Genomic DNA, 20,434 nt, shown 5'->3' with positions numbered 1-20,434 from the left:
CTGGTTGGCGAACTGACGGCCCCGGCCCCTGTGACAAAACCCTCCCCGGATCGCGGGGCTGGAAACCCTGGAAGATCAACGGGTGTGCCGGCGGGCAAGAGCCTGGTCAGAAGTGTTCGGTTTCGTCACGGCTGAGGTAGGGTCGGCGTAGGGGGAAGCCGTGACGAGAGTTCTGCTTGCGCCGACGCCGGAGATTAGGGCGGCGTGCGACCGGATTGATGATGCGATCGGACGGCTCATCGCTGCCGTTCACCAGACCACTGCGAGCTACAAGGACTTCGGCCGCTACGAAGCGGACAAGGAAGCCGTCACGCTCCTGCTGATCGCCCTGCGCTCTGTGGAAGGCGTCATCGAACTCGCACGCCATGATCTGGTCCTCCTGCCGCCAGCGATCATGGCTGCGCGAGGCGCCTTCGAGACCTCGTTGAAGGCCGCCTGGCTCGTTGATTGTGACGATCCGTATGATCGGGAGAGGCGTTGGCTTCAGCATCTGGCCTCGGAAGAGCGCGTCTGGCTGCGACTGGTCGGCCATATCGAGAAGGCAGGCGGCGACAGCGAGTGGCCGAAGAAGAGAGCCGCCGACGCTCGGGCTTTCCGCGAGCACGTGGAGAAGGTTTTCCCTGAAGGCTACCCCGCCCTGCCCGGCCTACCTTCCGTGCCGGAGATGGTCCCCACGCTCCACGATGAGCCGCTCTATGTGGCCTACGTTTACATGTCCCAGTTCATTCACGGTGAGCGGGTGGCAGCCCAGCACTACGCACCAAGGGACAAGCCGCGAGTAGACGCCGTTGAACCGAACGACTGGTCCATGCCGCTGCGCGTCTCGTGGCTCTCGTTGTTCCGCGCGGGGCGGAAGATCATCGGTCGTCTTCACGGAGAGCCCGACACCTTCATGAGCGAGGTGGAGGAGGTTGAAGTGCGGAATGCTTTGGCCGTGGTGCAGTAGGCCCCTCTCGTTGACGCCCTACCGATCCATGAGATCGTCTCGGAGATGAAGCGAGCCGCCCTATACGTCCGCGTCAGCACCGACGATCAGACCATCGAGAACCAGCTTCTCGTGCTCACCGAGGTCGCCCGGAGATCCGGCTGGGAGATCGTGCACACCTTCTCCGACGAAGGCGTGAGCGGCGCCAAAGGCAGGGACAAGCGGCCAGGCTACAACGCCCTGCTGAACGCCATCGCCCGACGTGAGGTGCAGATCGTCGCCGCATGGTCCGTGGACCGTCTCGGACGCTCCCTGCCCGATCTGGTGAGCTTCCTCTCCGACATCCAAGCCAAGGGCTGCGACCTCTACCTGCACCAGCAGGCCATCGACACCAGCACCCCGAGCGGCCGGATGCTCTTCCAGATGCTGGGCGTCTTCGCCGAGTTTGAACGCGCCCTCGTCGTGAGCCGGGTTAAAGCCGCACATGACCGTTGTCGTGCGCGAGGGGTGCGGATCGGTCGCCCGCCCATGCCCAGGAGCCGTCTGGAGAAGGTCCAGAAAGCCTTGCGCGACGGTCAGTCGATCCGTGCCGTAGCGGCCTCCACCGGCGTCTCAACGGCCACGGTGCAGCGGGTGAAACGGTCCATGCAGACGGTCCAGGCGAACCGTCAGGAGACCGTGCAGGCGTGAGGCTACACGTCGGGCCGCTCATCTACGTCCTGATGATCGTCGCGGGCTTCGGCGGCGCCCTGCTGCTCGCCACCTGCGCCTGACGCCTCCTTCATGCCAGCCTGACCAGCGCACCGATCAGAGGGGCAGCACCTCCACCTCCTTAGGTGTGATGTGCTTGGCGGCCTCGACTCGATCCTGGGCGCCATGCTGCCCGCTCATCCCCACCTCGCTCCCGCGACTCGTCCGATGATGCGCGCACATCACCCACACGGCCGCGCACATGTCCGACGACGACCCCAAAAGCCCCCCTCAGCAAGCTCGTTCCGGGCGCGCCATTTGCCTTCCCCGACACCGGTGACCTCTTCCGCTTCGCGTGGAGCTTGACGCCGGGTCTTCCTGCGGCGAGGCATGGCGCATGCTGAACAAGTGGAGCGTCTTCGGGGAAGCCTGTGCCGTCTGCGGGGGGACCATGCGGCCTTACCGGCACGACTGGCTCCGCCGATGCGAGGCCTGCGGGGTGCTGAACGCCGCCCTGGACATCGCCATCCCCGACCGGCCGGGCGCCGGCGAGCTGGACGAGGCGCTGCGCGAGGACGGCCTGGCCGCGGTGCGCGAGCGCAACAACGCCGCCCTGCTGGAGCGGCTGGCGCGCCTGAAGGCTCCGCCGGCGCGGCTGCTGGACGTGGGCTGCGGGCCAGGCTTCCTGCTGGGCGCGGGCCAGGCGCGCGGCTACGCCGCCGAAGGCGTCGAGCCGGACGCCAACACGGCCCCGGCCGCCGGCTCCCGCGGGGCGCGGGTGCGGCACGGCTATTTCCCGAACGTGCTGGAGCCGGGCGAACGGTTCGGCGCCATCGTGTTCAACGACGTGCTGGAGCACATCCCCGACCTTCGCGGGACCATGGCGGCCTGCGCCGAGCACCTGGAGCCGGGCGGGGTGCTGGTGCTCAACTGCCCGGACCGGCGCGGCTTGTTCTTCCGGGTGGCGGCGCTCGCCGACCGGCTGGGCATGCCCGGCGCCTACGACCGGCTGTGGCAGAAGGGCCTGCCCTCCCCGCACGTCTGGTACTTCACCCCCGCCAACCTGGCCCAGGCCGCCACCGCCGTGGGCCTCCAGCCGGTCGGCGAGCTGCGGCTGGAGACGGTGGCGCTGAAGGGTCTGTGGTCGCGGATCCGCTATGTGACGGGCCAGCCGCTGGCGGTCTCGGTCGCGGCGTGGCTGTTCGCCGTGGCCACCTGGCCGCTGGCGCGCGTCGCGCCGGCCGACGCGGTGGCCTGCTTCTTCCGCAAGCCCTGAACCCGCAAGGCCTGACGCTAGTCCGCGAAGCGGGGCTTGCGCTTCTCCAGGATCGCCTCGACCCCCTCCATGTGGTCGTCGGTGAGGTGGCTGATCGCCTGGGCCGCGGCGCTCATTTCCATGATGGTGTCGTAGCTGGCGGTCTGGCCCTGCTTGAGCAGGGTCTTGGCGAGCCGGAGCGCATGCGGAGGCTGCTCGGCGATGCGGTCGGCGAGTTCCATGGCCGCGTCCATCAGCCCCTCGCGCGGGACCACCTTGGAGACCAGGCCCCAGTCGCAGGCGGTCTTGGCGTCGATGACGTCGCCGGTGAACAGCAGCTCGCAGGCCCGGCTCATGCCGATGGTGCGGGGCAGGAGCCAGGCGCCGCCGTCGCCCGGGATCAGGCCGAGCTTCAGAAAGGTCACGCCGAACTTGGCCTCCTCCGCGGCGATGCGGATGTCGGTCATGCAGGCCACGTCGCAGCCGAGGCCGATGGCCGCCCCGTTCACCGCGGCGATCGAGGGGACCTCCAGGCCGTAGATGGCGCGCACGATGCGGTGGATGTTGCCGCGGTAGCCCTCGCGGATCTCCACGCCGGAGCCGGCGAAGGCGCCGGTGCGGGCCTGCATGGCCTTCACGTCGCCGCCGGCGGAGAAGGCGCGGCCGGCGCCGGTCAGCACCACGCAGCGGACGGACGGGTCGGCATTGATCGCCGCGCAGGCGGCCGCCACCTGGTCGCCGTCGCCCGGCGCGCCCAGGGCGTTCATGGCGTCGGGCCGGTTCAGCGTCATCACGGCGACCTTGCCGCGCCGCTCCACGGTGATCAGGTCCATCCCCTCGTCTCCTCAAAGCTGTGTTGCGCCCCTCATGCCGGGGCGTTCCGCCGCGATCCAGCGGTTTCCGCTCAGCCGGGGTGGGCGCCGATGTAGCCCAGGGTGGCGGCCCGGCTGATCGCCTGGGAACGGCCGGCCACGCGCAGCTTGCGGGCGGCATTGGTGATGTGGAAGCGCACCGTGGGGAGGGAGATGGAGACGATCTGGCCGATCTGCTGGTCGGTCTTCCCGGCCGCGGCCCACTTGAGGCACTGGATCTCGCGGCGGGTGAGACGCACCGGCGCGGCCGCCGTTCCGTGCATCTCGTCGGCGTAGGTGGCCACGAACCGCAGCGCCAGCGCGTGCAGGTCCGCGGCGTGCGCCTCGAAGATTCGGGCCACGTCCAGCTCCGCATCCGGCGAGGCCCAGACGACCGCCCCGATCACGCCGCCCGGCAGGTAGGCAGGGGCGACGATCGCCACGCCGACGCCGAAGGTCTCGATCGGGCCCTCCGACGCCACGGCGTCCAGCGCCCGGTTCGGCCGCCAGCTCGCCAGGGTTCCCTGCGCGAAATAGAAGGGTTCCGAGCAGACGCGGGCGGCGTGGATGAACAGCGAGCGCAGGGCGAAGCCGCGATCCTCCCAGTAGCGCAGGTCGGGGTCGATCCAGCGGAACAGGGTCTCGGCCAGCGGCCGTCCGTCGGACCCGCGCATGGGCGACGGATCGCCGATGTCGGCCGAGGCGGCCACGTACTCCAGCCCGATATCGCGACCCGCTTCCGCCACCCGGCGGGCGAGGTCAGGCAAGTCCACAGACACGACCTCCGACCGGCGCGCCCACCCCGGCGCCTATCACTTCCGATAGCTTGTTCGCTCCGGCCCAGGTCCGCAAGCTCGCCCCCGTCGCACGCCGGTCTCCGGAAACCAAGAACAACGCGACGCATCTTTGGGGAGGTTCGATGAACAAGCTCATGTGGGCGGCGTCCAGCGCCGTCATCGCCGCCGTCTGTGGCGCCGCCGGCTCCGCCCTGGCCCAGGAGGCCGAGCAGGGCCTGGTCAGCGAGCTGGTGGTCACCGCCCAGAAGCGCGAGCAAAACCTGCAGGACGTGCCGATCGTGGTCACCACCCTGCCGGCCCGCCAGCTGCAGGACGCCGGCGTGCGCGACATCAAGGACCTGCAGGTCCTCACCCCCGGCCTGAACGTCACCTCCTCCACGAGCGCCGCGCAGACCTCAGCGCGGATCCGCGGGGTCGGCACCATCGGCGACAACCCGGGGCTGGAGTCCTCGGTCGGCACCGTAATCGACGGCGTCTACCGGGCCCGCTCCAGCGTGGCGTACGGCGACCTCGGCGAACTCGAGCGCATCGAGGTGCTCAAGGGTCCGCAGGGCACGCTGTTCGGCAAGAACACCTCGGCCGGGGTGATCAACATCACCACCAAGGAGCCGGACTTCACCTTCGGCGCGCGCGGCGAGCTGACGGCCAGCAACTACGACGGCTGGGGCGTGGCGGCGAGCGTGACCGGGCCCATCCTCGGCGACAGCGTCGCCGGCCGGCTCTACGCGGCCAAGCGCAAGCGCGACGGCTTCGGGGAGGTCCGCAAGGGGGCGGGTCCTGGCACGGTCACCGAGGACTCCAACGAGGACTACTGGACTGTCCGCGGCCAACTCCTGTGGGAGGCCCGCGAAGGCTTCAAGGTGAAGTTCCTCGCCGACTACACCGACCGGGACGAGAACTGCTGCGTCAACTATCCCACGATCCCCGGCCCGACGGCGGCGATCATCGATGCGCTCGCCGCCGACGCCGGGATCGTGCGCCCGGCCGATCCGTTCAGCCGCGTCACCTACGCCAACCGCGACATGGTCAGCCGCATCAAGGACGGCGGGGTCTCGGTCCAGGCGGACCTGGCGCTCACCGACGACATCGACCTGACCTCGATCACCGCCTGGCGGCGCTGGAAGAGCGCCGGCGGCTCCGACATCGACTTCTCCTCGGCCGACATCTGGTACCGCCCGACGGACGGCTCGAACTACACCAAGATCGAGCAGGTCTCGCAGGAGCTGCGGCTCGCCGGCTCGACCGAGAAGCTCAACTGGATCGCCGGCCTGTTCTACCAGCGCGAGCTGCTGGACATGGTCGCCTTCACCAACCTCGGCGCGGCCTACGAGCCCTATTTCGGCCTGCTGCTTTCGCAAGGCGCGAACCCGCAGTTCGTGTCGGTGCTGACCGGGCGGCCGTTCGGGACCAACTTCCCGGCCGGCCAGGGGCCTCGCGACAGCTTCGACCATGAGTCCAAGAGCTGGGCGCTGTTCGGCAACGCCAACTACCAGCTCACCGAGCAGCTCGAGCTGACCCTGGGCGTCCGCTACACCGACGACCAGAAGGAGGTCACCGCCCACTACACCAACTCGGCGCCCGCGGCCGCCTGCGCCGCGGCCCGGGCGCGCGGCCTGCCGGCGGCGGCGGTGGGCGCGATCTGCGCGCCGCACACCGACTCGGCGTTCGACAACGTGGTCACCGAGCAGGACCGCGGCGAGAAGCGCTGGAGCGGCACGGTGAAGCTCGCCTACCGCTTCGACCCGCGGCTGATGGTCTACGGCTCCTACGCCGAGGGCTTCAAGAGCGGCGGCTTCAACCTCGACCGGGCGCGGCGGGGGCCCGGCGTCATCGACCCGAACACCAGCTTCCCGGCGGAGACGGTGACCAGCTGGGAAGTGGGGGTGAAGAGCAACACCGCCGACGCCAACCTGCTCCTGAACGCCACGGTGTTCCACCAGACGTTCGAGGACTTCCAGCTCAACACCTACACCGGGATCAGCTTCCTGGTGGCCTCGATCCCCGAGGTGGTGTCGCGCGGCGTCGACCTGGACTTCGCCTGGCGCACGCCGCTGGACGGGCTCTCCGTCTCGGGCGGCGTGACCTATGCGGAGACCCAGTTCGGCGAGTTCGTCCCGCCGGCCGGCATCTCGGCGCGGCTGCCGAACACCCGCATCTCCTACGCGCCCCTGTGGTCGGCGGCGGCCACGACCTCCTACGAGCGGTCGCTGGACAACGAGCTGAAGTTCCGCGCCTCGCTGTCGGCCAAGTACACCTCCGAGTACAACACCGGCTCCAACCTCGACCCGCTGAAGAGCCAGAAGGAGCTGGTGCTGCTGAACGGCCGGCTGGTGCTGGGCGCGGAGGACGACCGCTGGTCGGTGGAACTCTGGGCGCAGAACCTGACCAACGAGGACTACTACCAGGTCATCGTCGACCAGCCGCTGCAGACGGGCACCTTCGCGGGCTTCCTGGGGGCGCCGCGGACCTACGGCCTCACCCTCCGGACCCAGTTCTAGGAGGCCCCGTGGACCTGGAGCTCGCCCCCGAGGACCTGGCCTTCCGCGACGAGGTCCGCGCCTTCCTGGCGGAGAACCTCACGCCGGAGCTCCGGGCGGTGGGCGAGCGCCAGACCAGCGTCTTCGTCGAGCCGCAGCACAGCCTGGTCTGGCAGCGGATCCTGCACGCCCGCGGCTGGGCCGCCCCCTCCTGGCCCAGGGAGTACGGCGGCCCGGGTTGGACGGAGATGCAGCGCTACATCTTCGCCGCCGAGTCCGCCCGCGCGCGGGCCCCCAGTCTGGCTCCCATGGGGCTGCGGATGGTGGGCCCGGTGCTGATGCGGTACGGCACGCCTGAGCAGAAGGCGCACTACCTGCCCCGGATCCTCTCGGGCGAGGACTACTGGTGCCAGGGCTATTCCGAGCCGGGGGCGGGCTCGGACCTGGCGTCGCTGCAGCTCCGCGCGGAGAGCGACGGCGACGACTACGTTCTCTCGGGCTCGAAGATCTGGACCACCCACGCCCAGTTCGCGAACCGGATGTTCTGCCTCGTGCGGACGAGCAGCCAGGGCAAGCCGCAGGCGGGGATCACCTTCCTGCTGCTGGACATGGCGAGCCCGGGCATCACGGTCAGGCCAATCATCACCCTGGCCGGCGAGCACGAGGTGAACCAGGTCTTCTTCGAGGGCGTGCGGACGCCGAAGGCCAACCGGCTGGGCGAGGAGAACCAGGGCTGGACGGTAGCCAAGTACCTTCTCGAGTTCGAGCGGGGCGGCGGCTCGGCGCCGGGCCTGAAGGTGCAGCTGGGGCGGGTGGAGGCCATGGCGAACGGCCTCATGGAGGACCCGCACTACCGCCGGCAGCTCGCGGAGGCGCAGATCGCGGTGGAGGCGATCGACATCTCCGAGCGGCGGGTGCTGAGCGCGCTGGCGGGCGGCAAGAACCCTGGGCCGGCGTCCTCGATGCTGAAGGCCCAGGGCGCCGAGGCCATGCAGCGAATCGACGAACTGGCGGTCGCGGCCGCGGGAGCCTACGCTGGGGTCGACCAGCCGGAGGCCCGCCAGGCCGGCTCCAACGTGGAGCCGGTCGGGCCGCAGGAAAGCCTCACGGCCATGGCCAGGTACCTGAACAACCGGGCCGCCTCGATCTATGGCGGCTCCAACGAGATCCAAAGAGACATCATCGCCCGGCTGGTTCTCGGGCTTTGAACGGGAGGAGTGAAAGATGCAGCTCAACCTTCGCCGTCCGCCGTACCGGACCTATTCCATCAGCCAGCTCTGCCGGGAGTTCGGGGCCACCCCGCGGGCGCTGCGGTTCTATGAGGAGCAGGGCCTGCTGTTCCCCGCGCGGCGCGACACGGCCCGGGTCTATTCGTACAAGGACCGCGCCCGGCTGCGGCTGATCATGAACGGCCGCCGCGTGGGCCTTTCCATCGCCGAGATCCGGGACATCCTCGACCTCTACGACGAGGAAGGGGAGATCGCGCAGAACGCCGAGGCGCTGAAGATCTTCCGTCGTCGGATCGCCGCCCTGGAAGCCCAGCGGCAGGAGGTCGACCTGGCCATCGATTCCCTGAAGGCGGCCTCCGACCGCCTCTCCCGCCAGTTCCCGACCGCCGTGGCCCTCGAGGCCGAGGCCTAGGCCCAGGCGGCAGGCCTTCCCGGGCGACCGAAGGAGCGCCGATGAGCGCCGCCGAAGACCAGACCGGCCCCGCCCTCGCCCGCCGCGCGTCCAGCCGGCGATCCATGTTCGACGCCCTGCCGGGGGGCCGGGTGAACTACCTGGAGCCGAAGGGCGACGCCGGCTTCTTCGGGCCGGACTCCATGGCCTGGAAGGTCAGCGCCAATCCCGTGGCCCTCGCCGTCGGCGGCGTGGCGGCGGTGATCCTGGAGCTGGCCGAGCCACGCGTCCGCTCAGGTGTCTGGGACCACTCCACCTTCCGAACCGACCCGCTGGCCCGCATGCAGCGCACCGGCGAGGCGTCGATGATCGTCACCTACGGCCCGACCGCGGCGGCCCAGGCGCGGATCGCCATGGTCACCCGCATGCACGAGCGGGTGTCGGGCGTGACGCCGGAGGGGCAGGCCTACACCGCGCTCGAGCCCGACCTGATGACCTGGGTGCACGTCACGGCGGGCTGGGGCTTCCTGAACGCCTACCGGCGCTACCTCGAGCCTGGCATGAGCCTGGCGGACCAGGACCGCTACTATGCGGAGGGTGCGGCGCTCGGTCGCGCGTTCGGCGCGCCGGATCCGCCCGGCTCGGTCGCCGCGGTGGACGCCTTGTTCGACCGGCTGCGCCCCACCCTGCGGCCGCACCCGATCATCGGGGAGTTCCTGCAGATCGTGTCGACCACGTCGCCCCTGGGACTGGCGGGGCGCGCGCTGCAGCCGCTGGTGGTCGAGGCGGCCATCGACCTCATCCCGCCGGACCTGCAGCGCAGCCTTGGACTGCCAGTGCGGCCCCTACGTCGGCAGGCGGCGCACGCGCTGCTCAAGGGCCTGGCGAGCGTGGGGAAGGCGGTTCCGTCGGAGATCGTCCGTCACGCGCACGAGCGGGTCGGTCGCCCGCTCCGCTAGATCGGATCTATTCGCGCTCGAGGCGGTGGGAGAGCTGGCCCAGCACGCGCAGGCAGGCGTCCAGGTCCGCCGGGTTGATGTCGGCGAACAGCTCTTCGTGCATGTCGGCCACGATCTCCTGGGCCTGCTCCAGGACCGGCGCCGCGGCCGGCTTGATCTGCACCACCTTGGCGCGGCGGTCGCCGTCGTGGGCCCGCCGCTCGACCCAGTTCTGGGCCTCCAGTGCGTCAACGAGCCGCACCACCGTGGGCTCCTCCACCCCGAGCCGCTGGGACAGCTCCCGCTGGACCACGCCGTGCTCCGAGCCCGCGATCTCCGCGAGCGCCGCGCAGCGGGCGTCCGTCTGGCCGATAACCTTAAGACGCTCGTTCAGGCGGGCCCGCCACCGGCGACCGGCGAGCAGGAGACCCTGCGCAAGGGCGGCGCGGACGTCAGCGTCGGAAGGCACTCGGTGACTGCAGGACATCCAAAGTCTCCAGGAGGAAAAGTCGACTAATCAGGCAAGGCTTCGGCAAGCTGAGCAATGACCGCGCAAGCTAGCCGGCGAACCATTTGCTGCAATGCGACATTGTGTCCGGACCGAAGCATCGCGGCGATCTCACGAATCGGAATGCCGTTTGAGAATGCACGGTATGACCTAACGTTAACTGAATACCTGTCGAATTGATCGGTAGTTATCGTGATAACTATTGTGATTGTCAGGTATTTGACTGCCGACGGGCGAACATCTGGTAATCATTTTTCAACAGCCGATGCATCAGATGGCGATAACCATGCCCGGCGCCTAAGAAGACCGCTTCGAGACCGAATAGATGTTGCTCAACAACTTGAAGATCTCACGCAAGCTAATGATTGCGTTCGCGGCAGTGATCGCCGTGTCCGTGACGTCCAACCTGGTGGTCTTTTCGCAGCTGCGTCACATCCAGGAGCTCTCCCAGCTCAAGGAAATCGGCAACGAGCGCACGCTGGAGCTCGACATCGTAAAGACGGGGCTGGTCGAACAGCAGAACGCCATCCGCGGCTTCGCCATCGGCCAGGATCCGAGCTTCGAGAAGACCTACCGCGAGCAGGTCGCCGCGACCGACGCGGCCCTCGACAGTTTCATCGCCAAACACCAGGCCCCCGCCCAGCGCGAGCGGGCGAAGGAGCTGAAGCAGCTCTTCGCCGAGTGGCGCCCGGAGTACGCCGAGAAGCCCCTGATGCTGGCCCGCGATCCTGCGACCCGCGGCGAGGCGATGGCGATCCTCGGCATGAAGACGCTCGGCAAGCTGCGCGGCTCCATCGAGGTGCTGCAGGTCGAGCAGAAGAAGCTCAGCGCCCAACGGCTCGACGCCCAGATGCGGGCCATCGCCACGGCCAACATCGTGCTGGCGGTCGGCGCGCTGGTGGCTTTCCTGTCCGCCGCCGCGGCGGCCTGGCTGCTGTCGAAGCTGGTGGCCCGCCCGGTGGTCAACATGACCGAGGTGATGCGCAAGCTGGCCGGCGGCGACAACACCGTCGAGGTCCCCGGCATGGGCCGCAAGGACGAGCTCGGCGAAATGGCCGCCGCCGTCCAGACCTTCAAGGACCAGGCGCTGGAGAAGCTGCGCCTGGAGGGCATGAGCGCCGAGCAGGCCCAGGCGGCCGAGGCGGAGCGCCAGCGCAACGAGGCGGCCAAGGCCGAGGCGGCGCGCGAGCAGCAGAAGGTGGTCGACGGGATCGCCACGGGCCTCGAGAAGCTGGCCGGCGGCGACCTGGTGTTCCGCCTGAACGAGGCGTTCCCGCCCGAGTACGAGAAGCTGCGGACCGACTTCAACGACGCCATGGGCCAGTTGCAGGAGACCATGAAGGTCATCACCAGCAACACCCGCGGCCTGCGTTCCGGCGCCGACGAGATCAGCCAGGCCGCCGACGACCTGTCGCGCCGCACCGAGCAGCAGGCGGCGAACCTGGAAGAGACCGCCGCGGCGCTGGACGAGATCACCGCCACTGTGCGCAAGACCGCCGAGGGCGCCAACCACGCGCGCGAGGTGGTCTCCACCGCCCGCGCCGACGCCGAGCGGTCGGGCGAGATCGTCAGCCAGGCGGTCGCCGCCATGAGCGAGATCGAGAAGTCCGCCCAGCAGATCAGCCAGATCATCGGGGTGATCGATGAGATCGCCTTCCAGACCAATCTGCTGGCGCTCAACGCCGGGGTCGAGGCGGCCCGGGCCGGCGACGCCGGCAGGGGCTTCGCGGTCGTCGCCTCCGAAGTGCGCGCGCTGGCGCAGCGCTCGGCCGACGCGGCCAAGGAGATCAAGACCCTGATCTCCGCCTCCACCGCCCAGGTCGAACAGGGCGTGGGGCTGGTCGGCGAGACCGGGCACGCGCTCAACCGCATCGTCGAGCAGGTGGCCGACATCACCGGGGTGGTCTCCGAGATCGCGGCGTCCGCCCAGGAGCAGGCCACGGGCCTGCACCAGGTGAACACCGCCGTGAACCAGATGGACCAGGTGACGCAGCAGAACGCGGCCATGGTCGAGCAATCCACCGCGGCCAGCCACAGCCTGGTCCAGGAAACCGAGGAACTGGCCCGGCTGATCAGCCGGTTCCAGGTGGGCCAGGAAAGCGGCGCGGCGTCCGCCCGCCGGCCGGCTCCGGCGGCCCGCCCGGCCGTCCCGGTCGCCCGGGCCGCCATGAAGACCGTCTCGACCCATGCGGCCGGCGGCAGCGCCCTGCGCGCCCCGCGACCGGCCGTCGAGCAAGACAGCTGGGAAGAATTCTAGGCCATGAGCAGTCCTGACGACGCAAATCCGGCGAGCCTGAGCCTCGCCCCCGTGCTTGACCTGAAGGCGGCCACGCCCCTCGCCGAGGCGCTGCTGGCGCTCCGCGGGCGGACCCTGGCCATCGACGCCTCGGGTGTCGAACGCCTCGGGGCGCAGTGCCTGCAGGTGCTGCTGTCGGCGCGCAACACCTGGGCCGAGGACGGGGTGGGCTTCGGCGTCACCGATCCGTCCGCGCCCTTCATCGAGACGCTCGCCCTCCTGGGCGCCCCCTACCCGACCTTCTTCGAACGCGCGGAGCTTGCCGCATGAGCCTGACCATTCTCACGGTCGACGATTCCCGGACGATGCGCGACATGCTCCGGCTGGCGCTGGTGCAGGCCGGCTACGTGGTCCTGCAGGCCGAGGACGGCCAGCACGGCCTCGAGGTGCTGGACGACAACACGCCCGATGTCATCGTCACCGACATCAACATGCCCCGGCTCGACGGCTACGGCTTCATCGAGGGCGTCCGCGCCGACGCGCGCCACCGGGCGATCCCGATCCTGGTGCTGACCACCGAGAGCGATCCCGAGAAGAAGCAGCGCGCCCGGGACGCCGGCGCGACCGGCTGGATCGTCAAGCCCTTCAACCCGGAAAAGCTGGTGGACGCGATCCGCCGCGTCGCCGCCTAAAGGAGTTTCCCCCCTTGGACCCCATGGCGGAGATCAAGGCGACCTTCTTCCAGGAATGCGAGGAACAGCTCGCGGAACTGGAAGCCGGTCTCATGGCGATGGACGCCGGCGACGACGGCTCCGAGACGGTGAACGCCGTCTTCCGCGCCGTGCACTCGGTGAAGGGCGGCGCCGGCGCGTTCGGCCTCGACGATCTGGTGCGCTTCGCCCACGTCTTCGAAACGACCCTGGACCAGGTGCGCAGCGAGAAGCTGGCGCCCACCCCCGACCTCCTGAAGGTCATGCTGCGTTCGGCCGACGTGCTGACCGACCTGGTGCGCGCCGCCCGCGACGGCGACTCGGTCGACGAGGCCCGCTGCGAGGAGCTCGCCGCCGAGCTCAGGGCGTTCGCGGGCGGCGAGGACGACGCCAGCGATCCCGACGACGACGGCATGGGCGACCTGGACTTCCAGCCGCTCGCCGTGGGCGTCCCGGCCGCGCCGGCCCCCGGCGCCGGGGGTTGGACCGTGATGTTCCGGCCCCGGGCCGACCTCTACGCCAAGGCCAACGAGACGGTGCTGCTGCTGCGCGAGCTCTCGCGCCTGGGCGAGGTCGAGGTCGAACTCGACGCCTCCGCCCTGCCACTCCTGCCGCACCTGGATCCGGAAGGCGCCTACCTCGCCTGGACCGTGCGCCTCCGCGGCGAGGCCAGCGAGACAACCGTGCGCGAGGTCTTCGAGTTCGTCGATTCCGACTGCGACCTCGAGGTCCGGGCGGAAGGCGCCGACGGCGAGCCCGCGGCGGCCGAGGCGGCTCCCGCCGCGCCGGCCGCCGAACCCGCTGCAGACCTCGACATCGCCGCCCTGATCGCCAAGGCCCAGGAGGCCGCCACCGAGGACCCTACCCCGGCGCCTGAGCCCAAGACGGCGGCCGTTTCCAGCGCTCCGGCCGCGGGTCCGCCCGCCGCCAAGGCGGCGCCGGCGGCCGCGGCTCAGGCCGCTCCCACCATCCGCGTCGACCTGGACCGCGTCGACCGCCTGATCGACCTGGTGGGCGAGCTGGTGATCAACCAGGCCATGCTGGCCCAGCGCGTGACCGAGGCCGGCCTCGCCCGCGCCTCCAGCGTCGCCATGGGCCTGGACGAGCTGGAGCAGCTGACCCGGGAGATCCAGGACAGCGTCATGGCCATCCGCGCCCAGCCGGTGAAGTCCGTGTTCCAGCGGATGCCCAGGCTGGCCCGCGAGGTGGCGAGCGCGACGGGCAAGCACGTGCGCCTGGTGACCGACGGCGAAGGCACCGAGGTGGACAAGACGGTGATCGAGCGGCTCGCCGATCCCCTCACCCACATGATCCGCAACGCCATCGACCACGGGCTCGAGAAGCCCGAGAAGCGGAAGGAAGCCGGCAAGGACCCGGAAGGCGTGGTGCGCCTCTCGGCCCTGCACCGCTCCGGCCGCATCGTCATCGAGGTGGCCGACGACGGCGCGGGCATCAACCGCGAGCGCGTGAAGCAGATCGCCATCGACAAGGGCCTGATCGCCCCGGACGCCGCCCTCACCGACGAAGAGACCGACAACCTGATCTTCGCGCCGGGCTTCTCCACCGCCAGCGAGGTCTCCGACATCTCCGGCCGCGGCGTCGGCATGGACGTGGTCAAGCGCTCGATCCAGGAACTGGGCGGCCGCATCTCGATCACCTCGCGGCCGGGCCTCGGCTCCACCTTCACCATGAGCCTGCCGCTCACCCTGGCCGTGCTCGACGGCATGGTGCTGTCGTCCGGCGACCAGACCCTGATCGCGCCGCTGACCGCCATCGTCGAGACGCTGCAGCCCAAGTCCTCCGACGCCCACAGCCTGGGCGCGGGCGCCCGGGTGATCTCGATCCGCGGCGCCTATGTGCCGCTGGTGGATGTGGGCATGGCGCTGGGCTACCGCGCCGAGCCGCTCGATCCGGAGGAGGGCGTCGCCCTGCTCATCGAAGGCGAAGGCGGCGCGCGCGCGGTCCTGCTGGTGGACGCCATCCAGGGCCAGCGCCAGGTCGTCATCAAGAGCCTGGAAGCCAACTACCGCCGCGTGCCGGGCATCGCGGCCGCCACCATCCTGGGCGACGGCCGCGTCGCCCTGATCCTCGACATCGACGCCCTCGTCGCCGCCTCCAAGGCCAGCGAGGCGCCGCGTCTTCTGCAAGCAGGATGACCCCCATGAGCGAGTCTCCCACCGCCGCCGGCCTCGGCCGTGAGCTCATCTCCTTCCGGATCGGGTCGCAGGAATTCTGCGTCGACATCATGGACGTGCGCGAGATCCGCGGCTGGACGCCGGCCACGGCCCTGCCGCAGGCGCCGGCCTTTGTGCGCGGGGTGATCAACCTGCGCGGCGCGGTCCTGCCGATCGTCGACCTGGGCGCGCGCCTGGGCCTGGGCGCCGCCGACCCCACCGCCCGCCACGTGATCATCGTGGCCCAGGTGGAGAAGCAGATCGTCGGCCTGCTGGTCGACGCCGTGTCCGACATCCTCACCGTCAGCGACGACATGATCCAGCCGACCCCGGACGTGGCCTCGGAGATGGTCCGCAACTTCGTCCGCGGCCTGCTCGCCATCGACGGCCGCATGGTCTCGTTCATCTCGCTCGACCGGGTGCTGCCCGAGAGCGAACTCGAAGCCGCGGCATGAGCGTCACTGGACAGATGACTCCCCGGGAAGGCCGCCGCGAACAGCTCGTGGACGGCGAGTTCACGTTCACGGCCGAGGACTTCCGGCTGATCGCCCAGACGCTGCACGCCGCGGCGGGGATCGCCCTGCCGGAGACCAAGGCGACCCTGGTCTACTCCCGCCTCGCCAAGCGCCTGCGCGCGCTCGGGCTGGAGAGCTTCCGCGACTACTGCGCCCTGGTGGCCGGCAAGGACGGGCTCGACGAGCGCCAGCAGATGATCGTGGCGCTGACCACCAACGTCACCCGCTTCTTCCGCGAGCCGCACCATTTCGAGCACCTGAAGACCCAGGTGCTGCCCGAGCTGCTGGCGCAGGTGCGCCGCGGCGGGTCGCTGCGGATCTGGTCGGCCGGCTCCTCCAACGGCCAGGAAGCCTATTCGATCGCGCTCACCATCCTGTCACTGATGCCCGAGGCCCCGGACCACGACGTCCGTATCCTGGCCAGCGACATCGACACCAAGATGCTGGCCGAGGGCCGGGAGGGCGTCTACGGCGCCTCGGTGATGGCCCCGGTGCCCGGCGAGCTGCGGGCCCGCTGGTTCGAGCGCGAAGGCGAGTCCTGGCGCGCCTCCGAGCCGCTGAAGCGCCTGGTGGTGTTCAACGAGCTCAACCTGATCGGACAGTGGCCGATGAAGCGCCAGTTCCAGGCGATCTTCTGCCGCAACGTGCTGATCTACTTCGAGGAAGAGACCCAGGCGAAGATCTTCAGCCGCTTCGTGCCGCTGATGGCGCCCGGCGCGCGCCTCTACATCGGGCATTCGGAACGCGTCAGCGGCCCCGACGCCCACCGCTTCGTCACCGACGGCGTCACCACCTATCGCTTCACCGGAGCCGCCCGATGATCCGGGTCCTCGTCGTCGACGACAGCGCCACCATGCGCAGCCTGATCTCCGCCACCCTGCGGCGGGATCCGGAGATCGACGTCGTGGGCCAGGCGGGCGACCCGCTGGAGGCCCGCGAGGCGATCAAGGCGCTCAACCCCGACGTCATCACCCTCGACGTCGAGATGCCGAACATGAACGGCCTCGAGTTCCTCGAGAAGATCATGCGCCTGCGGCCGATGCCGGTGGTGATGGTCTCCACCCTCACCGTGCGCGGCGCCGAGGCCACGCTGGAGGCCCTCGCGCTGGGCGCCATCGACTGCGTGGCCAAGCCGTCCACCGGCGGCCTCGATTCCTTCGACGACCTCGCCGCCAAGGTGAAGGCCGCCGCCCGCGCCCGTGTGCGCCCCCGCCAGACCACGTCCCCCACCCAAGAGAAGCTGGACCACGCCCCCGACGGCCGGGTGATCGCCATAGGGTCCTCCACCGGCGGCGTCGAGGCGCTGATCGCCATCCTGACGCGCTTCCCAGCCAACTGCCCGCCGACCGTCATCACCCAGCACATGCCGGCGACCTTCACGAAGAGCTTCGCTGAGCGACTGGACCGGCTCTGCGCCCCGACCTGCGAGGAGGCGCGCGACGGCGCCCCGCTGGAGCCGGGCCGGATCTATCTCGCCCCCGGCGGCGAGAGCCATCTCGAAGTCAGCGGGGGCGCGTCCCTGCGCTGCCGCGTGCAGCCCGGCGAGCGGGTCAACGGCCACTGCCCTTCCGTCGACGTCCTCTTCCAGTCCATGGCCCGCAGCGTGGGGCCCAGGGGCGTGGGCGCGATCCTGACCGGCATGGGCCGGGACGGCGCCCAGGGGCTCCTGGCCATGCGCCAGGCCGGGGCGCGGACGCTGGGCCAGGACGAGGCCAGCTGCGTCGTCTACGGCATGCCCAAAGCCGCCTTCCAGATCGGAGCCGTCGAGCGCCAGGCGCCGCTCGACCGGTTGGCCGCCGAGATGCTGAAAGCGCCCGCCAATTCTGCAGTCGAGAGAAGCTGATGCCTGCCGCCTCCTCCCTGAAGGTCCTCATCGTCGACGACCAGCAGACCATGCGCTCGCTGGTCCGCACGGGCCTCGAGCAGCTCGGCTTCAAGGATTTCCAGGAAGCCGGCGACGGCGAGGCCGGCCTGCGTTGCGTGCTGACCCAGCCGCCGAGCCTGGTGATCTCCGACTACAACATGCCCAAGCTCGACGGCCTGGGGCTGCTGCGCGCGATCCGCAGCCACGAGCCGATCCGCACGACGGCCTTCATCATGCTGACCGGCCGGGCGGACAAGGAGCTGGTGCAGCGCGCGGTGCAGTTCGGCGTCAACAACTACCTGGTGAAGCCCTTCACCGTCGCCCAGCTGAAGGGAAAGATCGAGGCGGTCTTCGGCGTCCTGACATGAGCCGCCACGCCGCCCGCTACGAAGGGCTCGCCAAGCGGCCGCTGCACGTGGTCCAGGGGGAGCACCTCGTCACCGACGACCCCGACGCCGTGCTGACCACCATCCTGGGCAGCTGCGTGGCCGCGTGCATGCGCGATCCGGTCGCCGGCGTGGGCGGCATGAACCACTTCCTGCTGCCCGGCGGCCCCAAGGCCGGCGAGAGCGACGCCGATTCCATGCGCTACGGCGTGCACGCCATGGAGCTGCTGGTGAACGCGCTGCTGGCCCGCGGCGCGCGGCGCGACCGGCTCGAGTGCAAGCTGTTCGGGGGCGGGCGGCTCCTGAAGGGGCTCACCGACGTGGGGGCCATGAACGCCAAGTTCGCCGAGGACTTCCTGGCGCGCGAGAAGCTGGCCCACGTGGGCGGGTCGCTGCGCGGCGATTCCGGCCGGCGCATCCAGTACTGGCCGGTGAGCGGACGCGCCCGCCAGGTCTTCCTCGACAACCGCGAGGCCTTCGACGCGGAGACCAAGCTCAAGCCGGTTCCGGAACCGCAGGCCGGGGGGGTGGAGCTCTTCTGATGTACGAGTCCGAACAGTCCCTGGGGCATCTGGTCGGCGCCTGCGCCAAGCAGCTCTCGGAGCTGTCGGCCTGCTGCGAGGCGCTGCAGACCTCGCTCTCCCATTCGCTGGCGTCCACAGGCCTGGAGGCCCAGAGCCTCGACCTGATCACGCAGCGGGCGGCGGGGCTCGCCCAGTTCCTGGGGGCGCTCGGCGCCGACCTGCCGCACGAGTGGACCATCGACCCGAGCCACGCGCTCAAGGCCCTGCCGCTGACCGACCTCGCCCGCGCCATCGCGGGCCATGCGCCGCTCGAAGCCGAGCCCGGGGAACTGGACTTCTTCGGGGACTGACGTGAGCGCCGAAGCCCATCTGAACCTGAGCAAGGCCACCGTGCTCCTGGTGCAGGACAGCACCACCGAGCTCGACATCCTGGGTCAGATGTTCATCGGCTTCGGCGTGAAGGGCATCCGCAAGTGCCCGACAGTGGACGACGCCAACGCCATGCTGGCGGCCTCCACCTTCGACCTGATGGTCGTCGACGCCGACATGGCGGGCGGGGCGGGCTTCGACCTCGTCATGCACATCCGGCGACTGCAGGAGAACCCCAACCGCCTGATCCCAATCCTGCTGGTCTGCGGCCATACCGCCCCGGCCAACATAGAGCGCGCCCGCGACTGCGGCGCCAACTTCGTGGTCGCCAAGCCGATCACCCCGACCGTCATGTACGACCGTGTCCTGTGGCTTGCGAAGGAGCAGCGCCAGTTCGTGGAATCGGAGAGCTACGCGGGGCCTGACCGGCGCCACAAGGCCTTCGGACCGCCGCCCGGAGAGAAGGGCCGGCGCCACGACGACCTGGGCACGGAAATCGGCGTCGCCGTGGGTCCCGACCTGGACCAGGCGGAGATCGACGCCCTGCTTAACCCGAGGAGGGCCGTCGCGTGAAAGCGGCCAATATTTTCAAGTACGAGAACCGCCTGGCCAAGACGGTGGTCAAGAAGGGCGGGATGTCGGCCGAGGAGGCGATCGCCTCCGCCGAGGCCCGCGTCGAGCAGGTGCGCGAGCCCACCGTCGCCGACATCGACCGGGCGCTGAACGAGATCCTCAGCCTGGGCGAGGCGCAGCGCGGCGGCGTCGCGCCGGACCTCCTCTCGCGCATGTACGACGAGGCCAATCGGATCGTGGCGGTGGGCGGCGTCTTCGGCCTGGGCCAGCTGGGCGAGGCCGCCTACAGCCTGTGCGAGCTGATCCACCGCTTCCAGACCGCCGGCCGGTTCAGCTGGCCGATGGTCGAGGTCCACCTGGACGGGCTGAAGCTGCTGCGCCACCCGGAGGACCACGCCGAGGCCCACCGCACCCAGGTGCTGAGGGGCCTGCGCCAGGTGGCGGCGAGCGTCGGCTAGGCCTTGACCGCCCGCAGCCGCACCTGCAGCTCGCGCACCACGTTCCAGCGCTCGTTGGCGATCTGGCGCAGCGCCTCGCGGGTCAGCTCGCCGCGCTCCACCTGGGCCCACCAGTAGGGATCGTAGACCTGGACGATCCCTTCGACCTCGAAGTCGACCTCCATGACCAGGGCCAGCATGGTGTAGTTGGCGCGGGCTTCCATCCAGGCGCGGTTCTGGCGCTTGGACATCATCTGGAAGGTCAGCGGGGTGAAGGCCCGCACGTGCGTCGGGTCCGACCAGAAGGTGTCGTGGCGGACGTGCGGCACGTGGATCTCCACGATCCCGTCGGCGCGGGTCACCCGGTGCAGTTCGCGCATCACCGCGGCGAAGACCTTGAAGTCGGCGCCCACGTGCTCGAGGACGTGCTTCATCAGGACATGCTCGAAGGCGTCGCTGGGCAGGTCCCAGGGCGTCTGCTCGATGTCCAGCCGCTGGTCCGGCTCGCATTCCGGGAAGTTGTCGACGTTCAGCCAGCCCTCGCGCTTGTCGAAGCCGCAGCCCAGGTTGAGTTTCAAGCCGGAT

The 20,434-nt window shown here is 70.0% G+C and carries 23 protein-coding genes; 19 read left to right on the top strand and 4 right to left on the bottom strand.

The features are described from left to right. The first annotated feature begins 160 nt into the window (after nt 1-160). The 3 genes from VM685_RS20955 to VM685_RS20945 all read left to right on the top strand — a co-directional run bounded on the left by VM685_RS20955 (nt 161) and on the right by VM685_RS20945 (nt 2,891). Entirely contained in the window at nt 161-946 is a 786-nt protein-coding gene (locus tag VM685_RS20955; RefSeq protein ID WP_325462149.1) for a hypothetical protein, read from the top strand. Nucleotides 947-991: 45 nt separating this feature from the next. Beyond that, the gene (locus tag VM685_RS20950; RefSeq protein ID WP_325462148.1) at nt 992-1,615 is read left to right on the top strand and encodes a recombinase family protein; all 624 of its coding nucleotides are present in this window, start codon (nt 992-994) and stop codon (nt 1,613-1,615) included. A 451-nt stretch (nt 1,616-2,066) separates the two neighbouring features. Further along, nucleotides 2,067-2,891, top strand: coding sequence for a class I SAM-dependent methyltransferase (locus VM685_RS20945; RefSeq protein ID WP_325462147.1), 825 nt, complete (start codon nt 2,067-2,069; stop codon nt 2,889-2,891). Between the two features lie 17 nt (nt 2,892-2,908). On the opposite strand, the gene VM685_RS20940 is transcribed toward VM685_RS20945, so the two are convergent. Both VM685_RS20940 and VM685_RS20935 read right to left on the bottom strand, forming a co-directional pair. Then, nucleotides 2,909-3,703 carry a crotonase/enoyl-CoA hydratase family protein gene (locus VM685_RS20940; protein WP_325462146.1) on the bottom strand — a complete coding sequence of 265 codons (795 nt, stop codon included), beginning with the start codon at nt 3,701-3,703 and terminating at the stop codon, nt 2,909-2,911. A 71-nt stretch (nt 3,704-3,774) separates the two neighbouring features. Continuing rightward, entirely contained in the window at nt 3,775-4,494 is a 720-nt protein-coding gene (locus VM685_RS20935) for a helix-turn-helix transcriptional regulator (protein ID WP_325462145.1), read from the bottom strand. 146 nt (nt 4,495-4,640) lie between these two features. On the opposite strand from VM685_RS20935, the gene VM685_RS20930 reads away from it, so the two are divergent. Genes VM685_RS20930 through VM685_RS20915 form a run of 4 tightly spaced genes read left to right on the top strand, consistent with a single transcriptional unit; the run spans nt 4,641 to nt 9,574 of the window. Next, nucleotides 4,641-7,016: a TonB-dependent receptor gene (locus VM685_RS20930; protein WP_325462144.1), complete on the top strand. Its 2,376-nt coding sequence runs from the start codon at nt 4,641-4,643 to the stop codon at nt 7,014-7,016. Between the two features lie 8 nt (nt 7,017-7,024). Continuing rightward, nucleotides 7,025-8,203 (top strand): acyl-CoA dehydrogenase family protein, encoded by a 1,179-nt coding sequence (locus VM685_RS20925; RefSeq protein ID WP_325462143.1) that lies wholly within the window; start codon nt 7,025-7,027, stop codon nt 8,201-8,203. A 16-nt stretch (nt 8,204-8,219) separates the two neighbouring features. After that, complete coding sequence (locus tag VM685_RS20920) at nt 8,220-8,636, top strand: MerR family DNA-binding transcriptional regulator (protein ID WP_325462142.1); 417 nt, start codon at nt 8,220-8,222, stop codon at nt 8,634-8,636. Nucleotides 8,637-8,677: 41 nt separating this feature from the next. Next, on the top strand, nt 8,678-9,574 hold the full coding sequence (locus VM685_RS20915; protein ID WP_325462141.1) for an oxygenase MpaB family protein: 897 nt from the start codon (nt 8,678-8,680) through the stop codon (nt 9,572-9,574). Between the two features lie 7 nt (nt 9,575-9,581). Here the strand turns inward: VM685_RS20915 and VM685_RS20910 are convergent, their stop codons facing one another. Beyond that, the gene (locus VM685_RS20910) at nt 9,582-10,022 is read right to left on the bottom strand and encodes a MarR family winged helix-turn-helix transcriptional regulator (RefSeq protein WP_325462140.1); all 441 of its coding nucleotides are present in this window, start codon (nt 10,020-10,022) and stop codon (nt 9,582-9,584) included. A 364-nt stretch (nt 10,023-10,386) separates the two neighbouring features. Between VM685_RS20910 and VM685_RS20905 the strand changes: the two genes are divergently transcribed. From VM685_RS20905 to VM685_RS20850, 12 genes are read left to right on the top strand one after another with little or no spacing between them, the layout of a single operon-like run. Then, entirely contained in the window at nt 10,387-12,318 is a 1,932-nt protein-coding gene (locus VM685_RS20905) for a methyl-accepting chemotaxis protein (RefSeq protein WP_414693407.1), read from the top strand. A 3-nt stretch (nt 12,319-12,321) separates the two neighbouring features. After that, nucleotides 12,322-12,627 carry an STAS domain-containing protein gene (locus VM685_RS20900; protein ID WP_325462138.1) on the top strand — a complete coding sequence of 102 codons (306 nt, stop codon included), beginning with the start codon at nt 12,322-12,324 and terminating at the stop codon, nt 12,625-12,627. Then, nucleotides 12,624-12,989: a response regulator gene (locus VM685_RS20895; protein ID WP_325462137.1), complete on the top strand. Its 366-nt coding sequence runs from the start codon at nt 12,624-12,626 to the stop codon at nt 12,987-12,989. Before VM685_RS20900 ends, VM685_RS20895 begins: the two co-directional genes overlap by 4 nt. 14 nt (nt 12,990-13,003) lie before the next feature. Continuing rightward, nucleotides 13,004-15,163, top strand: a complete 2,160-nt coding sequence (locus VM685_RS20890) for a chemotaxis protein CheA (protein WP_325462136.1) — start codon at nt 13,004-13,006, stop codon at nt 15,161-15,163. 5 nt (nt 15,164-15,168) lie between these two features. Continuing rightward, a complete protein-coding gene (locus VM685_RS20885) occupies nt 15,169-15,636 on the top strand; it encodes a chemotaxis protein CheW (protein WP_325462135.1) in 468 nt (155 codons plus the stop codon). Continuing rightward, nucleotides 15,633-16,517, top strand: coding sequence for a protein-glutamate O-methyltransferase (locus VM685_RS20880; protein WP_325462134.1), 885 nt, complete (start codon nt 15,633-15,635; stop codon nt 16,515-16,517). Before VM685_RS20885 ends, VM685_RS20880 begins: the two co-directional genes overlap by 4 nt. Continuing rightward, a complete protein-coding gene (locus tag VM685_RS20875) occupies nt 16,514-17,539 on the top strand; it encodes a chemotaxis response regulator protein-glutamate methylesterase (protein ID WP_325462133.1) in 1,026 nt (341 codons plus the stop codon). Before VM685_RS20880 ends, VM685_RS20875 begins: the two co-directional genes overlap by 4 nt. After that, nucleotides 17,539-17,928: a response regulator gene (locus tag VM685_RS20870; RefSeq protein ID WP_325462132.1), complete on the top strand. Its 390-nt coding sequence runs from the start codon at nt 17,539-17,541 to the stop codon at nt 17,926-17,928. The genes VM685_RS20875 and VM685_RS20870 overlap by 1 nt, the downstream gene beginning before the upstream one ends. Further along, complete coding sequence (locus tag VM685_RS20865) at nt 17,925-18,488, top strand: chemotaxis protein CheD (protein ID WP_325462131.1); 564 nt, start codon at nt 17,925-17,927, stop codon at nt 18,486-18,488. Before VM685_RS20870 ends, VM685_RS20865 begins: the two co-directional genes overlap by 4 nt. Next, nucleotides 18,488-18,820 (top strand): hypothetical protein, encoded by a 333-nt coding sequence (locus VM685_RS20860; RefSeq protein WP_325462130.1) that lies wholly within the window; start codon nt 18,488-18,490, stop codon nt 18,818-18,820. The genes VM685_RS20865 and VM685_RS20860 overlap by 1 nt, the downstream gene beginning before the upstream one ends. A gap of 1 nt (nt 18,821) precedes the next feature. Beyond that, entirely contained in the window at nt 18,822-19,412 is a 591-nt protein-coding gene (locus VM685_RS20855) for a response regulator (RefSeq protein ID WP_325462129.1), read from the top strand. Then, the gene (locus tag VM685_RS20850) at nt 19,409-19,870 is read left to right on the top strand and encodes a hypothetical protein (protein ID WP_325462128.1); all 462 of its coding nucleotides are present in this window, start codon (nt 19,409-19,411) and stop codon (nt 19,868-19,870) included. The genes VM685_RS20855 and VM685_RS20850 overlap by 4 nt, the downstream gene beginning before the upstream one ends. Here the strand turns inward: VM685_RS20850 and VM685_RS20845 are convergent. Continuing rightward, on the bottom strand, nt 19,867-20,427 hold the full coding sequence (locus tag VM685_RS20845) for a class I SAM-dependent methyltransferase (protein WP_325462127.1): 561 nt from the start codon (nt 20,425-20,427) through the stop codon (nt 19,867-19,869). The genes VM685_RS20850 and VM685_RS20845 overlap by 4 nt on opposite strands. Nucleotides 20,428-20,434 lie beyond the last annotated feature (7 nt).

Origin of the sequence: Phenylobacterium sp. (assembly GCF_035539035.1) — a bacterium.
Taxonomy (GTDB): domain Bacteria; phylum Pseudomonadota; class Alphaproteobacteria; order Caulobacterales; family Caulobacteraceae; genus Phenylobacterium.
The sequence above is the reverse complement of the archived record's forward strand: the minus strand, read 5'-3'. Positions and strand labels throughout refer to the sequence as shown.

Coding starts and splice junctions, on each gene's coding strand:
- VM685_RS20950 (WP_325462148.1), top strand. CDS start 992: ATGAAGCGAGCCGCCCTATACGTCCGCGTCAGCACCGACGATCAGACC.
- VM685_RS20945 (WP_325462147.1), top strand. CDS start 2,067: ATGCGGCCTTACCGGCACGACTGGCTCCGCCGATGCGAGGCCTGCGGG.
- VM685_RS20940 (WP_325462146.1), bottom strand. CDS start 3,703: ATGGACCTGATCACCGTGGAGCGGCGCGGCAAGGTCGCCGTGATGACG.
- VM685_RS20930 (WP_325462144.1), top strand. CDS start 4,641: ATGAACAAGCTCATGTGGGCGGCGTCCAGCGCCGTCATCGCCGCCGTC.
- VM685_RS20920 (WP_325462142.1), top strand. CDS start 8,220: ATGCAGCTCAACCTTCGCCGTCCGCCGTACCGGACCTATTCCATCAGC.
- VM685_RS20915 (WP_325462141.1), top strand. CDS start 8,678: ATGAGCGCCGCCGAAGACCAGACCGGCCCCGCCCTCGCCCGCCGCGCG.
- VM685_RS20905 (WP_414693407.1), top strand. CDS start 10,387: ATGTTGCTCAACAACTTGAAGATCTCACGCAAGCTAATGATTGCGTTC.
- VM685_RS20900 (WP_325462138.1), top strand. CDS start 12,322: ATGAGCAGTCCTGACGACGCAAATCCGGCGAGCCTGAGCCTCGCCCCC.
- VM685_RS20895 (WP_325462137.1), top strand. CDS start 12,624: ATGAGCCTGACCATTCTCACGGTCGACGATTCCCGGACGATGCGCGAC.
- VM685_RS20885 (WP_325462135.1), top strand. CDS start 15,169: ATGAGCGAGTCTCCCACCGCCGCCGGCCTCGGCCGTGAGCTCATCTCC.
- VM685_RS20880 (WP_325462134.1), top strand. CDS start 15,633: ATGAGCGTCACTGGACAGATGACTCCCCGGGAAGGCCGCCGCGAACAG.
- VM685_RS20875 (WP_325462133.1), top strand. CDS start 16,514: ATGATCCGGGTCCTCGTCGTCGACGACAGCGCCACCATGCGCAGCCTG.
- VM685_RS20870 (WP_325462132.1), top strand. CDS start 17,539: ATGCCTGCCGCCTCCTCCCTGAAGGTCCTCATCGTCGACGACCAGCAG.
- VM685_RS20865 (WP_325462131.1), top strand. CDS start 17,925: ATGAGCCGCCACGCCGCCCGCTACGAAGGGCTCGCCAAGCGGCCGCTG.
- VM685_RS20860 (WP_325462130.1), top strand. CDS start 18,488: ATGTACGAGTCCGAACAGTCCCTGGGGCATCTGGTCGGCGCCTGCGCC.